The organism is Frisingicoccus caecimuris (genome assembly GCF_004340975.1).
GTDB classification, from domain to species: Bacteria; Bacillota; Clostridia; order Lachnospirales; family Lachnospiraceae; genus Frisingicoccus; species Frisingicoccus caecimuris.
On the sequence record NZ_SLXA01000002.1, the window covers coordinates 95785 to 113176 of the forward strand.

Genomic DNA, 17392 nt, shown 5'->3' on the forward strand with positions numbered 1-17392 from the left:
TTTACTCTCCCACTTTTCTCTCCTGATGGAATACCAAATTCAATTGAATCAATCCCATTCCCTCATCCTCTGGAGGCACTTCCTCCGTATATGCATCATCCTCATATAATTCATAAAGCAAACTGTCATATTTAGCCGCCAGCTCATCATTCTCAAAAGTAATATATCCGTCTTCAACTTTCCATGACTCCCTGTTATCTGAAAGGAAACAGATGACCCCTTCATATACATCCATAAGTTCGAGCATGAAATCAAGAGATTCTTCTACACTGCCACCCGTATCCCACTCCAGCAAGGTACCCATTCTTTCTTCATAAAAATCCAGATAATAGCTGTCCAAAGCGCAATTCTCAATATATGATCTCAATTTGTCCTCTGTCAAAAGCTCCTTATGATTCCTTTTACATTCCTGAAATGCGCCTCGCATACGGCTGATATATTTTTTCGTCCGGGTAAAATCCGGCCCGTCATTCTCATAATTTTCCCAAGTAAGGACACATACCAGCGCCTCATCATCCAGAAGTGTTATGATATTCAGATTATTTTCGAACATATCCGAAATATACGCTTTCATGGCCTTCTCGACCACCGCATAATCATCCTTCGTCACTACCCGGTTCAATCTCAAATTGATTTCTTTTAAATTCATGTTTTCAGGATCCGACGATAATTCATAAATCTCTTCTAACTCTGTATCCAACCTGGCTTCCTGCTTAAAATCAGAAACGACAAAATAGGCAACAATAATCCCAAAAACAAGAAAAACCCCACCAATAATAGCAATACAGCCAATAAGAACCTTTTTCCCCATGTCGTATATTCCTTTCCAGTACAAATTCACATAGATAGTTTTATTATACTATGCTCCCGTCCTCCGCTGCAACCGATTTCTCCAAAATCAATTTCAGGCCACCTCCTGACATACAAAAGGAGCAGCCCTGAAGCTGCTCCCAAAATATATTTTTTCTAAATCTCTTCCATGGAAATAAGTTCCTGGTTGACTTCCAACTGAGAATAGCGAAGACCATGGTCCTCATATTCGAACTCACCGCGTTGATTATCAATCGGATCACCGCGAAGCCATTTTTTCTCCGGCATAAATTCCATCTGAATTTCAGAGTTGGCCGGCATACGGAAGATATCCAGGTTGCCGAAATAGTAATTCCAGCGTTCGGTATTGCCCGAACGCCAGGCGCTGCCTCCAAAAGACGGATCGGCAAATACCCATCCGTAAGGCTCTACATAGAACTGAGCCCAGTCGTGACAGCCTGTGTAAAACTCCGTCGCATAAAGACCGGACTGCCAACGGGCAGGAATACCCGACATACGGCAAAGTGTAATAAACAGCAATGCCTGTACACCGCAGTCTCCTTTCTGGTTTACCGCACAATATTCCGGAATACAATCAATCGTGAAATATTCACGCATATAGGAATACATAACCTTCGTTGTCACAAAATCATAGAATCTGCGCGCAAGGATGACAGGATTTGTCTCGTCTCCGGCAAGCTCATCTCGAAGTTCTCTCAGATAAGGTGTAAACACAATGTGCGGTGCCTGTTCCTCCAGACAAAAATCTGGCTGATCAGCTGCCGCCTTAGCCGGGTCCAGCTCCACATAATCTACATGATAATCATAAACATATTCCACCATGAATTCCTGATCCGGCTGGAGTTCTGTCTCAAAATATACAGTCCGCTGAGGTGCATTTTCCGGTGCAATATAGGCAATCTCCGGTGAGGATGCAAGAATTTTGATATTAGAAACCTGCTGACAGATTTTCGGAACCGGCAGGTGCACGCGGACTTTACGTCCGACTTCTTCGAATTCCTTTTTGGCTTTGATTGTCGATCGAATCTGTGTACGTACGCTGCGGCCGCCATGCTCCTTCATATATTTTACATTGTCATTCAAAAGTTTCTGTTTCTGCTCGTTTGCCTGAGCATCGTCCACATCCTGGACCATCACCCGTGCTGCCAGATCCGGTCGGGTCTTAATAAGATTTTCATAGAAACGACGTTGAAAATGCACAGTACCATCAATATAAATCCAGTCCGCCGCACTGATTTCTTTCAGATCGCGCAATTCTTCTTCTTTGAAGTCTTTCAAATGACTGGACATAATTTCTAATGCTTCTTCATAAGTATATGGGTACTCGTCATTCCCCATCATCTGAAGAATATCTTCTTCAATCTCCAGGCGCTTACGAAGCGACTGTGGAATGTCCTTGCTCAAAAAATGCTGAATCATTTTCTGAGCACCTTCAAAATCACCAAAACTTTTCAGCTTTAATACATCCTCCGGCAGAGGTATTCTCATAAATGATAAATCCTGATACATTTGTCTATTCCCCCATTATTTTTCAAATCCTATAAAACCAAATCCCGGCTCTTCTGGTAATACAAGACTCTTTGTATTTTCAACATACATGCCGCCCTTGAAAGGCAAATCTGTCAAAGTGAAGGTTGCATCCAGATCCGCACGAGTAATATTTTTCATAGCGGCTCCAAGGCTGGCTGCGGCTGTGATTCCCAGATTACTTTCTTCTGCCATACAGCCAAGCATACATTCGATTCCGGCCGCTTCACATATCGCATTGATTTTTAGTGCTTCCCGGATTCCGCCGCATTTCATGAGTTTAATATTTAAATAATCAACGGCACGACGCTCTACGAGACGAAGCGCATCTTTTGAATTAAAACAACTCTCATCCGACATGACCGGAACAGTGGAATGCTTTGTAACATACTCAAGACCGGCAATATCATGATATGGTACCGGCTGTTCTACCAGTTCAATATCATATTCATTCAGACGTTCAATCAAACGTACAGCTTCTTTTGCATGCCATGCCTGATTGGCATCCACACGAATCTTCACGTCATCACCAACAGCCTCACGGATGGCTTTTACCCGGGCCAGATCTTCTGAAAAAGTTGTCCCCACCTTGGTCTTGATGGTATCAAAACCGGCTTCCACATGTTTTTTTGCCTTTGCCGCCATAATTTCCGGTGTATCAATTCCAACAGTCATATCCGTATCGATATAATTTTGATGACCGCCTAAAAGTTTATATACCGGAAGTCCTGATTTCTTTCCAAGCAGATCATAACACGCAATATCAATGGCTGTCTTTGCGCTGCCTGAATGAGCAGCCGTACGATCCATGATCCAGTATACTTTTTCAAGATCCGTCGGATCTACGCCGATCAATTCATTTTCAAAAGCATGAATGACATCCGCTGTTCCTGATAAACTTTCTCCACTGATCAATATGGCCGGTGCGCCCTCACCATATCCCACAAGTCCCTCATCCGTTTCTACGGCTACAATAGCACTCCGGGAATGAGTAATGACTCCGAGTGAAATCCGAAATGGCTCAATCAGCGGTACCTCAACCTGTTTTACTTTAATTCCTGTAATTTTCATTTTCAATTCCCCCGTGAAAATATTTTATTCAGGGAAATGACATGCACAGCAATGTCCATTTCCACAATCTTTTAACTCAGGGACCTCTGTTTTACAGATGTCCTGCGCTTTATAACACCGTGTATGGAACACGCATCCGGATGGCGGATTCGCCGGGCTCGGCAGATCGCCTTCCAGAACAATTTTTTCTTTCTTATGCTTCCGATCCGGTACCGGAATCGCAGATAACAACGCAACCGTATACGGATGCATCGGATGAGCATAAATATCCTTTTTATCTGCAATTTCTACCAGATGGCCCAGATACATAACGGCAACCCGGTCAGAAATATGTTTGATAACACTCAGATCATGGGAGATAAAGATATAGGCCATACCCATTTCCTTCTGCAGATCCATCAACAGGTTGATAACCTGAGCCTGAATGGATACATCCAAAGCAGAAACCGGTTCATCACAGACCATGATCTTCGGATTTAAAACAATCGCCCGGGCAATACCGATACGCTGTCTCTGACCACCAGAAAACTCATGCGGATAACGATTCACGAAACGAGTATTCAGCCCGGCTCGCTCCATCGTCTCAAGAACTCTCTGCATCCGCTCTTTGGCCGGAAGCTTCAACTGAATATCCAGCGGCTCCGCAATGATATCACCAATAGTCATACGCGGATCCAGAGATGCATACGGATCCTGGAAAATAATCTGAAGATCCTTCCTTGAATCTCTCAATTCCTTATCCTTCAGCGCCGTATAATCAACGCCGTTAAAGATTACCTGACCTCCGGTTGGCTCTAATAATCTGAGAACCGAACGGCCCATAGTCGATTTTCCACAACCTGATTCGCCAACAACCCCCAGAGTTTCTCCCTCATTCAATGTGAAGCTCACACCATCAACAGCCTTGATAAATACTTTTTCTCTGGAAAAAGGCGACTTTTTGGCAGGAAACCATTTTTTCAAATCCTTTACTTCCAACAATGGAGTTTTACTCTTTTCTGTCATTTGGCTTCCTCCCATTCGCTCGTATATTTAAAGCAACGGACTTTCTGTCCATCGATCTCTATCAGTTCCGGCATTTTTTCTTCACAGATTTTCTTTGCTTCTGAACATCTTGGACAGAAAGCACAGCCCTTCGGCATCCGGTCAGGGCTTGGGACCATACCTGGAATAACGTGGAGACGGGTTTCATTATCATCATTCAGCTTCGGAATGCAATTCATCAGACCATGAGTATATGGATGCATCGGCGTTTCAAAAATCTGGTCAGCCGTACCATATTCTACAATCTTTCCGGCATACATGACCATAACATCGTCGGCTACCTCTGCGATAACACCCAGATCATGAGTGATCATCATAATTGACGTTCCGAGCTTTTCTTTCAGTTCATTGATCAAGTCCAGAATCTGGGCCTGAATAGTTACATCCAGAGCGGTTGTCGGCTCATCACAGATGAGCAGCTTTGGATTACAGGATAACGCCATGGCAATCATAACACGCTGACGCATACCGCCGGAGAGCTGATGCGGATACTCATTAAAACGCTTCTCAGCCAACGGAATTCTTACCAGTTTCAGCATCTCGATCGCACGTTCTTTCGCTTTTGTCTTATCCATATCCGTATGAATCATCAGCGCTTCCATAATTTGCTGTCCCACAGTAAACACCGGATTTAAAGATGTCATTGGTTCCTGGAAAATCATGGCGATCTCACCGCCACGAATCTTACGCATCTCATCCTTATCCTTACCGAGAAGATTCTCACCATTATAGATAATCTCACCGTCAACAATCTTTCCCGGAGGAGTCTCCACCAACTGCATAATGGACAGAGATGTAATACTTTTGCCACAGCCGGACTCTCCAACAACTCCCAGTGTTTTTCCTGGTTTAACATTAAAAGAAACATCATCCACAGACTTTACAACGCCGCCGTCGGTGAAAAAGTAGGTTTTCAAATTTTTAACTTCAAGTAGATTTTCTGACATAACCTGACCTCCCTTTAATTCTTCATCTTAGGGTCTAAGGCATCACGAAGACCATCGCCAAAAATATTAAAAGCAATAACCGTAATCATAATGGCAATACCCGGAAAGATGCTGTAAGTTGGCAGGTAACTGATAAATGGCTGAGCAGAACTGATCATAGAACCCCAACTCGCTGTCGGCGGCTGAATACCCAGTCCAAGGAAGCTTAAAGAAGCCTCATACATAATTGCATTTGGTATACCCAGTGTTACAAGAACGATAACTGTAGAAATACAGTTCGGAATCAAATGCTTTGTAATCGTATGAAAAGCAGTGGCGCCGCTGGCTTTCGCTGCCTCCACATATTCTTTCTCTTTTAACTGTAAAATCTGCCCTCGGATCATACGGGCTGTACGCACCCAGGTCAAAAGGCCAAGAGCAATAAAAATATTTTTAATACCCGGACCGATAACAAACATAATGCCCATGGCAAAAATCAAATCCGGAAACGCAGCGAAAATCTCTGTGATACGAGAAATCACCGTATCCACCCAGCCGCCGTAATATGCGGCAAGAGCTCCCAGTGTTACACCAATCACTGTAGCAAGAGCCTGAGCCAAAAGACCAACGCTCAAGGATACCCTTGTTCCATAGATAATGCGGGATAAGATATCACGGCCATACTCATCCGTTCCCAAAAGATGGGCTTTGGTAGGCGACTTTAAAATATTGGCATAATCCTGCACATCCGGATCATATGGCGCCAATACTGGTGCAAAAACAGCAATAATCACAAGAAGAATAATGACAATCGCACAAACCATCGCCATCCTATTCTTTTTCAAACGCTTAAAACTATCTTTATAATAACTGGAGTATTCAATATCGTCATTGGAATACTCTCCGGAAAGGACAGCTTCTTCGAATTTTTTCTGTTTATTAAACATAAATTATTCTCCTCCTTTCCCGTAGCGGATTCTTGGGTCAATAAACGCATATGAAATATCCACAACTAAATTCACAATAACAAATACAAGCGCGATATAGACAACCGTTCCCTGGAGCAATGGCAGATCTCGATTCATCATACCATCAACAGCCAATTTACCGATGCCAGGAATCGCAAATACTTTTTCAATCAGCATGGAACCGGTCAGCATATAACCAAGTTCTGTACCAACCAATGTAACGATTGGAATCATCGCATTTTTCAGAGCATGTTTCATAATAACAAGAAATTCTTTAACTCCCTTCGAACGAGCTGTACGAATATAATCCTGTTTGATGACGTCCAACATACTTGTTCGAGTAATACGGGCAATACTTCCAGCATACCGTGTTCCGAGCGCAATACTCGGCAAGATATAATTCAACGGGCCGTCAAATCCTGAAATCGGAAGTAAATCTAATTTCAAACCGATGACAATCTGTAGGATGATCGCTATCCAGAATGAAGGCGCTGAAACGCCGACCATGGATAGCGTCATTAGGAGCGAGTCGATCCATTTCCCCCTGTACACTGCGGCGATCATGCCACACGTCAGACCAATGACGCAGGCAAATATAAATGACATTGCTGCCAGTTTAACGGTGACTTTAAAGCTGCGAACGAGTGCATCCATAACATTTTCTTTCGTAAAATAAGATTTGCCGAAATCCAGACGTACAGCGCCCTTCACAAAATTAATATACTGTTCGGGTAATGGCACATCCAGTCCCATCTCATGACGTACTTTTTCAATCGTTGCTTCATCGGCACGCTTATCAAGCATCATCGCCACCGGATCGCCCGGAACGACGTTCAAGAGAATAAATGTAATCAGCGTGATTCCAAATAAAACAAGAACAGTCTGCGCCAAACGTTTCAAAATGTATGATAACAAGGATTTCCCTCCTTTTTAATCTTCGCCGTCATTGCCGGCATATGTTGCCGGACATTACGAACACTATAGGCATTTTCCACCCTAAAGCTTAAATGTCCTCACATTACAAAGTATAGCTATAGCAGTTAACCGCCATTGGCTCTGCTATAGCTATACTCCACTACTTATCACAAATAATAAAAATTACTGTTCAATATCTGTATTTCCAAACATTGTACGATATGTGAATGTTACTTCAAAATCTTTTACATAAGGTTTCTTTAAATAGTAAATTGTTTCATTGTAAAGCATTGCTACTGCATAATCTTCATGTGTCAAAATTTCATCTGCACGAGCATAGATTTTCTGTCTTTCAGCATTATCATCTGTCTGTACACCGTCGATCATTAACTGTTTGAATTCATCGTTGTGCCAGAAGATGGAGTTCAGGTCTACACGACCATCACTTACAGGATATAACATACTGTCAGGGTCATTGTAATCTACATACCAGTTACCAATAGAGCAGTCAATACCGCCGCTCTTCTTCATATCTGTCCATGCAGCACTATCAACCTGTTCAACTTCAACGTTGATACCAGCTTCTTTCATCTGAGCCTGGATAGCTGTACCGATCGTAACACTTGTAGGATATTTTGTATTTACAGTGATTCTTAAATCATAACCGTCTGCGTATCCTGCGTCAGCAAGAAGTTCTTTAGCCTTTTCAGGATTGTATTCAAACTGTTCCATATCATCTCTTGCACCAATCAGACCTTCCTGAAGGAAATTGGAGTTTGGTGAAGCTGTTCCGAATAACACGCTCTCACAAAGAGCTGTACGGTCAACCGCATAAGTCAGAGCCTGACGTACTTCCAGTTCCGGAATAGTATTAACGTTAAATGCAAGATAATATCCGCCAACCGGATTAAATCCGTAAAGCTCGTCTTTCAGTTTTTCAGCATATGTTGGATATGTTGCGGAATCCATGTAAACAACATCGATATTACCTTTTTCATATTCCATAACGCCCGTGTTCGTATCGTCAATAAATGTATATTTAATACCATCAAGTTTTGCTACATCACCATAGTAGTCATCATTTCTGGCAAGTTCAACGCCAACGCCTGTCTGGTAACTTACCAATTTGAAAGGGCCGGTTCCGTAGAGTTCTGTCATACCCCAGTTATCGCCTGCTGCTTCACAAGCTTCAGCCGGATAAATTGCACAATAAGGTGTGGACAGTACAGATGTAAGTGGTGTGTAAACTTCGGACATATGAATTTCGAAATGTAAATCGTCAACAACAACGACACCGCTCAATTCATCCGATTTGCCATCAAATAAATCCTGATATCCTACAACTTTTTCGAGCAGGCTTCCCATCTTTAACTTTTTAACAAGTCTTTCAAGAGAATATTTAACATCGTTACTTGTCAGAGGTGCTCCATTATGGAATTTAACACCCTCTTTCAAAGTGAAGGAATATGTCAGTTTGTCTTCAGATAATGTCGGCATCTCAGCTAACAGCTGCGGTACAACTTCACCTTCCGGATTCGTGTAGAGCAGAGACTCTGTAACGTTATCTGTGATTTTCATAATGATACTATAGGTATTCAGCTGCATATCCAGCGGTACCTGTGGATCTTCGGAAGCCACACGGAGAATCTTGTCTCCTGTCACTGTGTCAGCAGCTGCAGTTGTCTCAGTTGCTGTAGTTTCTGCAGCCTTTGTTTCTTCTTTACCGCCGCCACAGGCTGTCAGGCTTCCTATTACCATAGCGGATACAAGAAACAGGCTGAAAAGTCTTTTCTTCATAAATTTCTCTCCTTTTTGTGGGTTTTGACTAATTTTTTTGGTAATTTTTGTCTAATTTTGTTTTTATCAAAACTTAAAGTTTTAAGTTTTTAATACTTTACCTTTCTAAATTATAAAAATTCACCAAATAATCGTCTAAAATCATTATATTGTTTGTACTTTATTCCGTCAATGCTTTTTTGTTGGAAATTGCATACTTTTTTATAAAAGGAACTCACTTTCTACAATATTTGCCAAATCCAATCCCCGTTCTGTCAACAAAATGCGCCCATTCTTCCGAGCCAGGAGCCTGCGGGCCTCATTTTTTCGAACAACGCCGCCGTAGACCGCCATGAGCTTTTTACCAAATTTCCGATAAAATTCTTTCTCGGAAACGCCCCGGACCATCCGAAGCCCCAAAAACATAAACTCTTCCATTTGAGCCTCCTGCTCCAACCGTTCTGACTCGGAATACCAATTACCACTTCCTGTCTCCAGTTCCAGATAATCTTTCATATCCGCCGTATTTGAAAAACGACATCCATCAATAAGGCTGGAAGCTCCCAGGCCAACCCCCAGATAATCTTTTCCCTGCCAGTAACCTGTATTATGACGACATTCAAATCCCGGACGGGCATAATTCGATATTTCGTAGCGTTCATAGCCCATGCCGGATAAGAATTGCCGGGTCAGCCGGTACATCTCCCGCTCTTCGTCTTCATCCGGCAATATCAATTTCCCCTGGGCCTCCAGTGTTTCAAAAGGCGTTCCCGGTTCGATGATCAGACTGTAAGCTGATATATGCTCCGGTCCGAGAGCTGTCACCTGTTCCAAACTTTTCTGATAAGATGCCATGGTCTGCTCCGGCACAGCTGTGATCAGATCCACATTGATATTTTTAAATCCGGCATCTCTGGCCCATTTAAAGCTCTGTAAAAATGCTCCGTAACTGTGAATCCGCCCCAAAACTTTCAGTTCCGAATCCAGAGCGGACTGTAGTCCAAGGCTGAGACGATTGATGCCGCAAAATCGCATTTGATTCAATTTTCCCGGCGTCAATGTACCCGGATTGGCTTCCATAGTAATCTCCGCACCACGGCAGAGCAAAAAATTCTCCCGAATCGCAGCCATCACCCGGAAAATCTGCTCTTCCGACAACAGGCTTGGCGTCCCGCCACCAAAAAAAACCGAAATCACCGGACGATGTTTAAATTTCTCCTTGGCTCCATACCACTGGATCTCCCGGCACAGTCTGGTCACATAAACCTCCGGTACAGGAAGCTTCCTTGTCGGATGGCATGGAGTTTCTGCCAGCCGCTCATCTTCTGTCCCAAAGGACAAAAAATCACAATAATTACACTTTTTTACGCAAAAGGGAATGTGAATATAAAGCTCAAGTTCCCGTCGCTCCATTGGTCTCCCTCCTGATGATGCTCCACAATTTTAAAAAAAGCCTTCTAAAAGTACCCTGTAAACTATTTTAAGGTATTATTTCCACTCAAACACACCGCGGTCAAGAACCGGACGATCATTTTTTGTATCCACAAACTGGAACAGAGCTTTACCCTCTTCTTCTTTCCAGATATGTAAAGCTACTGGTGTATCCGGAAGCAGCACGTTACGCATCTGAGCTGCCATGCGTGTCACACGTTCCGGCTCGCCGTGAATCAAAGCATCAATAGCCATACGACAGGAGAATCCAAAGGAACATAATCCCTGAATAATCGGCTGATCAAATTTGTGATCTTTGGCATATTCCGGATCCACATGAATCAGGTTGGTATCGCCTGTCAGACGATACAACAGGTTCTGGACCGGGGAAATATAATCTTCCACAACAGCATCTGGTGCTCTGTCTGGAATAACGATCGGATTTTTCGGCATTGGTTTTCCGCCAAAACCGCCAGCTTCATGAAAAAAAGTTGTAGAATAATTCGTACATACAAGATTTCCGGCTTCGTCACGAACATCTACCTTTGTTTTTACAACAGCGCCTTTACCCTCACCTCTGTCATAAACATCTGTGATCTGATCCTGCCACTGAAACGTCCCCTTGATCGGGTCGATCGGCCGGTGCCAGATAATCTCATGGTCCATGTTCAGGAAGGCTACCGTCGGTTTGATAATTTCATCTGCCAGCATAGAAGCAGGCAACGGCATCCACTGATATGGTTTTACATTTACGGTACCCCAATATGGAATCGTGCCATAAGTCGGAATCGCCTTCAGATACTTTTCATAGGTATACTGCAGATCCTCCCTGTGGGCGCCGACAGCCAATGCATAAAGAGCCACATCTCTCCAGTTATATTCCAGATAACGAGGTTCCATTTTCTTTCCAACTAATAATTCTTCCAAATTTACTTTTGACATAGTCGCATCGTCCTTTCCGTTTTTTGTTAATTATATAACAGCATTTTCTATACCAATTTTTTATTTTTTTCTGAAAATGTCCCTAAATACAAAGAAATTAATTTTTTATTCAAAAAATATTTCAAAATTTAAGCCTTTATTTCGTGTCATTTTTTACACATCCGTGTTGTTTTTTCCAAAAATAATTGGCGGTTTTCTTCGAACTGTGATATGATAAAAACAACATATTCGGATGGAGGCAGGACTTATGTCAGAAGATCACAGATATAAGCTTATTTTTGAGGAGCTGATGGATAAATCCGAGGACGGATTTATCATTATCGATTCCCACGGCGTTATTACAGATATTAACGATAAATACTGCGACTTTCTGGGCCGAAGGAAAGAAAATATTCTCGGGCACCCGATTGAACAGATCATCTCCACAACATCCATGTACGACGTCATGGACCGGCGTCAGCGGGGTGATGACGAGGGAAGTATCTATATGCATCCATATATCGCCAGCGAGACCAAAGGTTCCCGCCATACCTATGCCATCGCCAACCGTTTCTGTATATTTGATGAAAATGAACAGCTCATCGGCGCTATGGCCCAGATGAAATTTAAAGAACGTTCTCTGGATATTGCCCACGAGGTTTTAAAAGCCGAACACGCCTACTATAAGTCCGAATATCAGAATCAGATGCTCAATACCAGCGGTTTTGATAAATATCTTGGAAATGACCCGAAAATCAATGCTCTCCGCACAATAGGTCTGAAAGTGGCCAAAACAGATTTCTCCGTGTTGATCACCGGCGAAACAGGGACAGGAAAAGAACTGATCGCCAAGTCCATTCATATTGAAAGCGAGCGGGCCAATGAACCGATGGTATGCGTCAACTGCGGCGCCATCCCCATGGAATTAATGGAATCGGAAATGTTCGGCTACGAAGAAGGCGCTTTCACAAGTGCACGAAAAGGCGGTAAAATCGGAAAATTCCAACTGGCCAACCATGGCACCCTTTTTCTGGATGAGATTGGTGACCTTCCGCTGCCTCTCCAGGTCAAATTACTTCGGGTTCTCCAGGAACATGAGATTGAAAAAGTCGGCGGTACGAAACCAATCCCCGTGGATGTACGCATTATCGCCGCCACCCGTAAAAATCTGCAGCAGATGATGGAAGAAGGCACCTTCCGGGCCGATTTATATTACCGGCTGGCCGTTGTCACCATCGACACGATTCCTCTGCGTGAACATCCGGAGGACATTATGCTCTATGCCAATATGTGCCTTCAACAGCTCAACCACAAATTTAAGACCAATGTGCTTTTTTCCAAAAATGCCACCCGTTGTCTGTTAAAGTATTCCTGGCCGGGAAATGTCCGTGAGCTGGACAACGTCATTTCCAGCGCCTTTATTTCCAGTGACCAGATGATGATTGACCTGTCCGACCTGCCATCGAAAATTTCCGATGCAGTCCGTCATGAAATTCCAGGAGAAGAACATCCGGAAACCTTAAAAACTCTGCTCTATCAGTATGAAGCCGATATTATCCGGGAGACACTAAAAAAATATGAACATAATGTGACCGACGCCGCCAAACATCTCGGGGTGGAGCGCAGTCTCCTTTATAAAAAAATGAAGAAACTCAATATTACGATTCATAAAAATTTATAGGCGTGTCAAAAATGACACGCCTGTTTTTTCCATTCTATTCGTCTATTTGTCATCCAGCTTCAGCACTGCCATAAAGGCCTTCTGAGGCACTTCCACATTGCCCACCTGACGCATCCGCTTTTTTCCTTCTTTTTGCTTTTCCAAAAGCTTACGTTTACGTGAAATATCACCCCCGTAACACTTTGCCAGAACGTCTTTGCGCATGGCCCTCACCGTCTCACGGGCAATAATCTTGCTGCCGATGGCCGCCTGAATCGGAATCTCAAATAAATGTCTCGGAATTTCTTCTTTCAAACGTTCACACATCTTGCGGCCCCGCTCATAGGCTGAATCCTTATGCACGATAAATGAAAGGGCATCCACTTCCTCACGGTTGATCAGAATGTCCAATTTGCAAAGTTCTGAACGAACATACCCCTTCATCTCATAATCAAAGGAAGCATAACCTCTGGACCGGGATTTCAATGCATCAAAGAAATCATAAATTATCTCGTTGAGAGGCAAATCATATTTTAATAGCGCACGGGTTTCTTCCATATATTCCATCCCCAGATAAACACCCCGCCGCTCCTGACAAAGCTCCATGATCTGTCCGATAAAATCTGTCGTCACCATAATCTCAGCAGATACGATTGGTTCCTCCATATATTCAATTTCTGACGGGTCAGGGAGATTGGTCGGATTCGTCAAATCAATAACATCTCCATTGGTTTTATGCACTTTATAAATAACTGATGGTGCCGTGGTTACTAAATCCAGATTATATTCCCGCTCCAGGCGCTCCTGAATGATCTCCAGATGGAGCAGTCCAAGGAAGCCGCAGCGAAAACCAAAACCCAGCGCAACGGACGTTTCTGCCTCAAACTGGAGCGAAGCATCATTGAGCTGCAGCTTTTCCAGAGCATCCCTCAAATCCGGATATTTTGCCCCATCAGCCGGATACATACCGCAATATACCATCGGATTCACTTTTTTATATCCCGGAAGTGCTTCGTCACACGGATCATCGGCATCGGTAATCGTATCACCCACCCGGGTATCCTTTAAATTTTTAATGCTGGCTGTCATATAGCCAACCATTCCAGCAGATAATTCATCACAAGGAATAAACTGACCGGCGCCAAAATAGCCGACTTCCACCGTTTCAATTTCAGCTCCCGTAGCCATCATCCGGGCACGGGTGCCCTTACGGATCGTTCCTTCTTTTACTCGGAAGAATACGATAACACCTTTGTAGGAATCATAGACCGAATCAAAAATTAATGCTTTTAACGGTGCTTCCGGGTCACCCTCCGGTGCCGGGATCTTCTTGATCACCTGTTCCAGAACCTCTTCGATATTAATTCCATTTTTTGCGGATATCAGCGGCGCGTCCTCCGCCTCAATGCCAATGACATCTTCGATTTCATTCTTGACCCGTTCCGGCTCCGCACTCGGCAGATCGATCTTGTTAATGACCGGCATGACGTCCAGATTGTGATCCAGGGCCAGATAAACATTCGCCAGAGTCTGAGCCTCGATCCCCTGCGCCGCATCCACAACAAGAATCGCGCCGTCGCAGGCTGCCAGACTTCGGGATACTTCGTAGTTAAAATCCACATGTCCCGGTGTATCGATCAGGTTAAAAATATATTCATTGCCATCCTTTGCTTTATACACGATCCGTACCGCCTGAGATTTAATTGTAATTCCCCGTTCTCGTTCCAAATCCATATTATCCAGAACCTGAGCCTGCATCTCCCGGCTCGTCAGTGTTCCTGTCATCTCAATAATACGGTCTGCCAGGGTGGATTTTCCGTGGTCAATATGGGCTACAATACAAAAATTACGGATTTTACTCTGGTCTGCTGCCATCCTGGTCTTACCTCCATTCTACATACCATATTTTTTCAATATAGAGTATATCATGAGGTTTCCCATTTGTCATATATTTTTTCATTTTCAGGAAACTTCCTGAATTTCTTCCGGAGCGAGAGACATAAGTTCATCCGGATCCGGAATATGCCGCGGGAATTTTACTGTAGCCTTAAAAAGATCACCATCAATATCAATATGGAATTTCCCGCCACAGGCTTCTGCAAAGCTCTTGACGATAGCGAGTCCAAGCCCATGTCCCTCAGTCGTTCGATTGATATCTCCCCGGGTGAATCGCTCGGTAATGGTTTCTTCCGTAAAATTCATCTCATAAGAAGACGTATTTTTGATGATCGTTGTCACCGTTTTCTCATCACCAAAAACATCAATAAAAATCCGACTTCCTTCCAGCGAATATTTCAAAGCATTTTCAATCAGATTTTGATAAATACGATACAATCTCTGACCGTCACTGATGACGTACAGCGGTTCGGCCGCCAGAGTTTTCCGAATCATCCGGTGTGAAGCCTCAATCGACTCCTCCATATCTCCCAGAGTCTGCAGCATCAAGGTACAAATATCCACCGTCTCAATATGCAGATCCATATTGCCGCTGGTCGCCTTGGAGATCTCAAAAACCTCCTGGATCATATGTTTTAAATGGGCAGATTTTCTGGAAAGGACTTCCACATAATCCCTCGCCTCATCATTTAAATCCGTCTTTTTTAACAAATCAATATAACCGATGATCGACGTCAACGGCGTTTTTAAATCATGGGATACATTGGTAATCAGATCGATTTTCATTTTTTCACTTTTGACCTGCCGCTCTACGCTGTTGTTCAGATTTTCAAACACATGGGTCAAATCTTCTCCCGCATCATAGATCATTGAATCTTCCTGGATCGCACTGCATTTTAATGTATTTCCTGTAGAAACCTCATGAATCTCCTCCACAAGCGTTCCCACATCCGTTAAAAATGTCTTATGCTGATAAATCCATATAAACACAGCGCCGGCACCAATCAAAGTCAGCATTGCCGTCAAAAGTCTGGAAAATCCATAGCCGCCCAGACCAATCAGAGTAACGATAGCCATGGCGATCAGAACAATGGAAATAATATTTGTCTCCAACTGCATCTTCCGCTCAAATGGATATTTTCTCTGATACTGCAGGTTTCGTTTCCAAGTCCATGTGCGGAATCGCTGCCACGTTTTTTTACAAAATGTTGCCTTGCGCAGTTCCGGATTCTTCAAGTGACGGATAATCACCATAATGAAAGCATTGTTCACCAGAGCGATCGGCAAGAACACAACCATAAAGCTGCCCTCTGAAAAATAGGTTCCCGCATAATTACCATACCAATCATATATTGGTATCTGAAAATGATAATAGCTGACGATCATAATGCCAAAAAAGCAAAAAAGCAACACGCCATATAACAAGATCAACAAATCACAATCCCAATGTTTTAACCACTCCATAAAAAACGGCCGGGATGTTTCCTTATCAATTCGTTTAATCATGCAGAACCAAAGAACAAGGTTCAGAATTCCAAACAAATACAACGGCAGAGTCAATGAATAATCTGCATCAAATCCCCACTGCACAAATATATCTGTAAAACTCATCAGGAGAATCACCGATATCACATAAAGACCGGTCATTGTCGTACATTTTTCTTTACAGTACCAAAAACATTTTGTCATCCATCCCGGCTTTTTCGGGCCGTACATTTCATACTTTTTCCATCTTATAGCCAATGCCCCACACCACCTTTAAATATTTTGGATTCTTCGGGTCAATTTCAATCTTTTCACGAATCCGGCGTATATGGACCATCACCGTATTTTCCACCGCGTAAGCATCTTCATTCCAAACCCGACTGTAAATCTCTTCCGAAGAAAATACGCGTCCCGGATAAGACATCAAAAGCTCAACAATTTTGTACTCTGTCGCTGTCAGCCGAACCTCTTCGCCATTCACATGCATCTGTTTCTGGTCTTTGTTCAATACCAGCTCTCCAAGATGGATTTCTTCACTTCCCGGCTCCGAATCATAGGCCGAACCCAGGGTCATATAACGACGCAGCTGAGCCTTGACCCGGGCTACCAATTCTTCCGTACTGAACGGCTTACTCACATAATCATCTGCCCCCATAGACAAACCAATAATCTTATCGCTCTCTTCCGTCTTCGCCGATAAAATGATAATGGGTATATTTTTCGTCTCACGAATCTTCATCACCGCTGACAGACCATTCAGTTTCGGCATCATCACATCCATCAGAATCAAATGCACTGTATGGTCCATTAAGACATCCAGCGCTTCCAGGCCGTCATAGGCCTTTAATGTTTCATAGCCTTCCAATTCCAGAAGTTTTGAAATTGCCCGCACAATTTCTCTGTCGTCATCCACTACAAGTATTGTTTGTTTTTTCATTACT

Annotated in this window: 14 protein-coding genes; 1 reads left to right on the forward strand and 13 read right to left on the reverse strand. The window is 43.3% G+C overall.

The window, feature by feature from the left end; all coding sequences use genetic code 11:
- Nucleotide 1: 1 nt before the first annotated feature.
- The 10 genes from EV212_RS02880 to EV212_RS02925 form a co-directional block, all read right to left on the reverse strand.
- Entirely contained in the window at nucleotides 2-811 is an 810-nt protein-coding gene (locus tag EV212_RS02880; RefSeq protein ID WP_132088612.1) for a hypothetical protein, read from the reverse strand.
- 155 nt (nucleotides 812-966) lie between these two features.
- Nucleotides 967-2340, reverse strand: a complete 1374-nt coding sequence (locus tag EV212_RS02885) for a transglutaminase-like domain-containing protein (protein ID WP_132088615.1) — start codon at nucleotides 2338-2340, stop codon at nucleotides 967-969.
- 15 nt (nucleotides 2341-2355) lie between these two features.
- The gene (locus EV212_RS02890) at nucleotides 2356-3429 is read right to left on the reverse strand and encodes a mandelate racemase/muconate lactonizing enzyme family protein (RefSeq protein WP_132088618.1); all 1074 of its coding nucleotides are present in this window, start codon (nucleotides 3427-3429) and stop codon (nucleotides 2356-2358) included.
- A 24-nt stretch (nucleotides 3430-3453) separates the two neighbouring features.
- The gene (locus EV212_RS02895; protein WP_132088621.1) at nucleotides 3454-4434 is read right to left on the reverse strand and encodes an ABC transporter ATP-binding protein; all 981 of its coding nucleotides are present in this window, start codon (nucleotides 4432-4434) and stop codon (nucleotides 3454-3456) included.
- Nucleotides 4431-5420 (reverse strand): ABC transporter ATP-binding protein, encoded by a 990-nt coding sequence (locus EV212_RS02900; RefSeq protein ID WP_132088624.1) that lies wholly within the window; start codon nucleotides 5418-5420, stop codon nucleotides 4431-4433. The genes EV212_RS02895 and EV212_RS02900 overlap by 4 nt, the downstream gene beginning before the upstream one ends.
- A gap of 14 nt (nucleotides 5421-5434) precedes the next feature.
- Entirely contained in the window at nucleotides 5435-6346 is a 912-nt protein-coding gene (locus EV212_RS02905; RefSeq protein ID WP_132088627.1) for an ABC transporter permease, read from the reverse strand.
- A gap of 3 nt (nucleotides 6347-6349) precedes the next feature.
- On the reverse strand, nucleotides 6350-7282 hold the full coding sequence (locus tag EV212_RS02910; RefSeq protein WP_132088630.1) for an ABC transporter permease: 933 nt from the start codon (nucleotides 7280-7282) through the stop codon (nucleotides 6350-6352).
- A gap of 183 nt (nucleotides 7283-7465) precedes the next feature.
- A complete protein-coding gene (locus EV212_RS02915; RefSeq protein WP_132088632.1) occupies nucleotides 7466-9079 on the reverse strand; it encodes an ABC transporter substrate-binding protein in 1614 nt (537 codons plus the stop codon).
- A 201-nt stretch (nucleotides 9080-9280) separates the two neighbouring features.
- The gene (gene hemW / locus EV212_RS02920; protein WP_132088635.1) at nucleotides 9281-10471 is read right to left on the reverse strand and encodes a radical SAM family heme chaperone HemW; all 1191 of its coding nucleotides are present in this window, start codon (nucleotides 10469-10471) and stop codon (nucleotides 9281-9283) included.
- Nucleotides 10472-10546: 75 nt separating this feature from the next.
- Nucleotides 10547-11431 carry a MaoC/PaaZ C-terminal domain-containing protein gene (locus EV212_RS02925; RefSeq protein WP_132088638.1) on the reverse strand — a complete coding sequence of 295 codons (885 nt, stop codon included), beginning with the start codon at nucleotides 11429-11431 and terminating at the stop codon, nucleotides 10547-10549.
- A gap of 247 nt (nucleotides 11432-11678) precedes the next feature.
- Here EV212_RS02925 and EV212_RS02930 point away from each other — a divergent pair, with 247 nt between their 5' ends.
- Nucleotides 11679-13091 (forward strand): sigma-54 interaction domain-containing protein, encoded by a 1413-nt coding sequence (locus EV212_RS02930; RefSeq protein ID WP_132088641.1) that lies wholly within the window; start codon nucleotides 11679-11681, stop codon nucleotides 13089-13091.
- Nucleotides 13092-13133: 42 nt separating this feature from the next.
- Here EV212_RS02930 and lepA read toward each other — a convergent pair whose 3' ends face one another.
- From lepA to EV212_RS02945, 3 genes are all read right to left on the reverse strand, one after another.
- Complete coding sequence (gene lepA, locus EV212_RS02935; RefSeq protein WP_132088643.1) at nucleotides 13134-14945, reverse strand: translation elongation factor 4; 1812 nt, start codon at nucleotides 14943-14945, stop codon at nucleotides 13134-13136.
- A gap of 87 nt (nucleotides 14946-15032) precedes the next feature.
- The gene (locus EV212_RS02940) at nucleotides 15033-16709 is read right to left on the reverse strand and encodes a sensor histidine kinase (RefSeq protein ID WP_132088646.1); all 1677 of its coding nucleotides are present in this window, start codon (nucleotides 16707-16709) and stop codon (nucleotides 15033-15035) included.
- Nucleotides 16684-17388, reverse strand: a complete 705-nt coding sequence (locus tag EV212_RS02945) for a response regulator transcription factor (RefSeq protein ID WP_132088649.1) — start codon at nucleotides 17386-17388, stop codon at nucleotides 16684-16686. Before EV212_RS02945 ends, EV212_RS02940 begins: the two co-directional genes overlap by 26 nt.
- Nucleotides 17389-17392: the final 4 nt, after the last annotated feature.

Bases quoted from the DNA above. Each gene is read 5' to 3' on its own strand.
- EV212_RS02905 (WP_132088627.1), bottom strand. From the start codon at position 6,346: ATGTTTAATAAACAGAAAAAATTCGAAGAAGCTGTCCTTTCCGGAGAG.
- EV212_RS02895 (WP_132088621.1), bottom strand. From the start codon at position 4,434: ATGACAGAAAAGAGTAAAACTCCATTGTTGGAAGTAAAGGATTTGAAA.
- EV212_RS02925 (WP_132088638.1), bottom strand. From the start codon at position 11,431: ATGTCAAAAGTAAATTTGGAAGAATTATTAGTTGGAAAGAAAATGGAA.
- EV212_RS02915 (WP_132088632.1), bottom strand. From the start codon at position 9,079: ATGAAGAAAAGACTTTTCAGCCTGTTTCTTGTATCCGCTATGGTAATA.
- EV212_RS02885 (WP_132088615.1), bottom strand. From the start codon at position 2,340: ATGTATCAGGATTTATCATTTATGAGAATACCTCTGCCGGAGGATGTA.
- lepA (WP_132088643.1), bottom strand. From the start codon at position 14,945: ATGGCAGCAGACCAGAGTAAAATCCGTAATTTTTGTATTGTAGCCCAT.
- hemW (WP_132088635.1), bottom strand. From the start codon at position 10,471: ATGGAGCGACGGGAACTTGAGCTTTATATTCACATTCCCTTTTGCGTA.
- EV212_RS02890 (WP_132088618.1), bottom strand. From the start codon at position 3,429: ATGAAAATTACAGGAATTAAAGTAAAACAGGTTGAGGTACCGCTGATT.
- EV212_RS02900 (WP_132088624.1), bottom strand. From the start codon at position 5,420: ATGTCAGAAAATCTACTTGAAGTTAAAAATTTGAAAACCTACTTTTTC.
- EV212_RS02945 (WP_132088649.1), bottom strand. From the start codon at position 17,388: ATGAAAAAACAAACAATACTTGTAGTGGATGACGACAGAGAAATTGTG.
- EV212_RS02880 (WP_132088612.1), bottom strand. From the start codon at position 811: ATGGGGAAAAAGGTTCTTATTGGCTGTATTGCTATTATTGGTGGGGTT.
- EV212_RS02930 (WP_132088641.1), top strand. From the start codon at position 11,679: ATGTCAGAAGATCACAGATATAAGCTTATTTTTGAGGAGCTGATGGAT.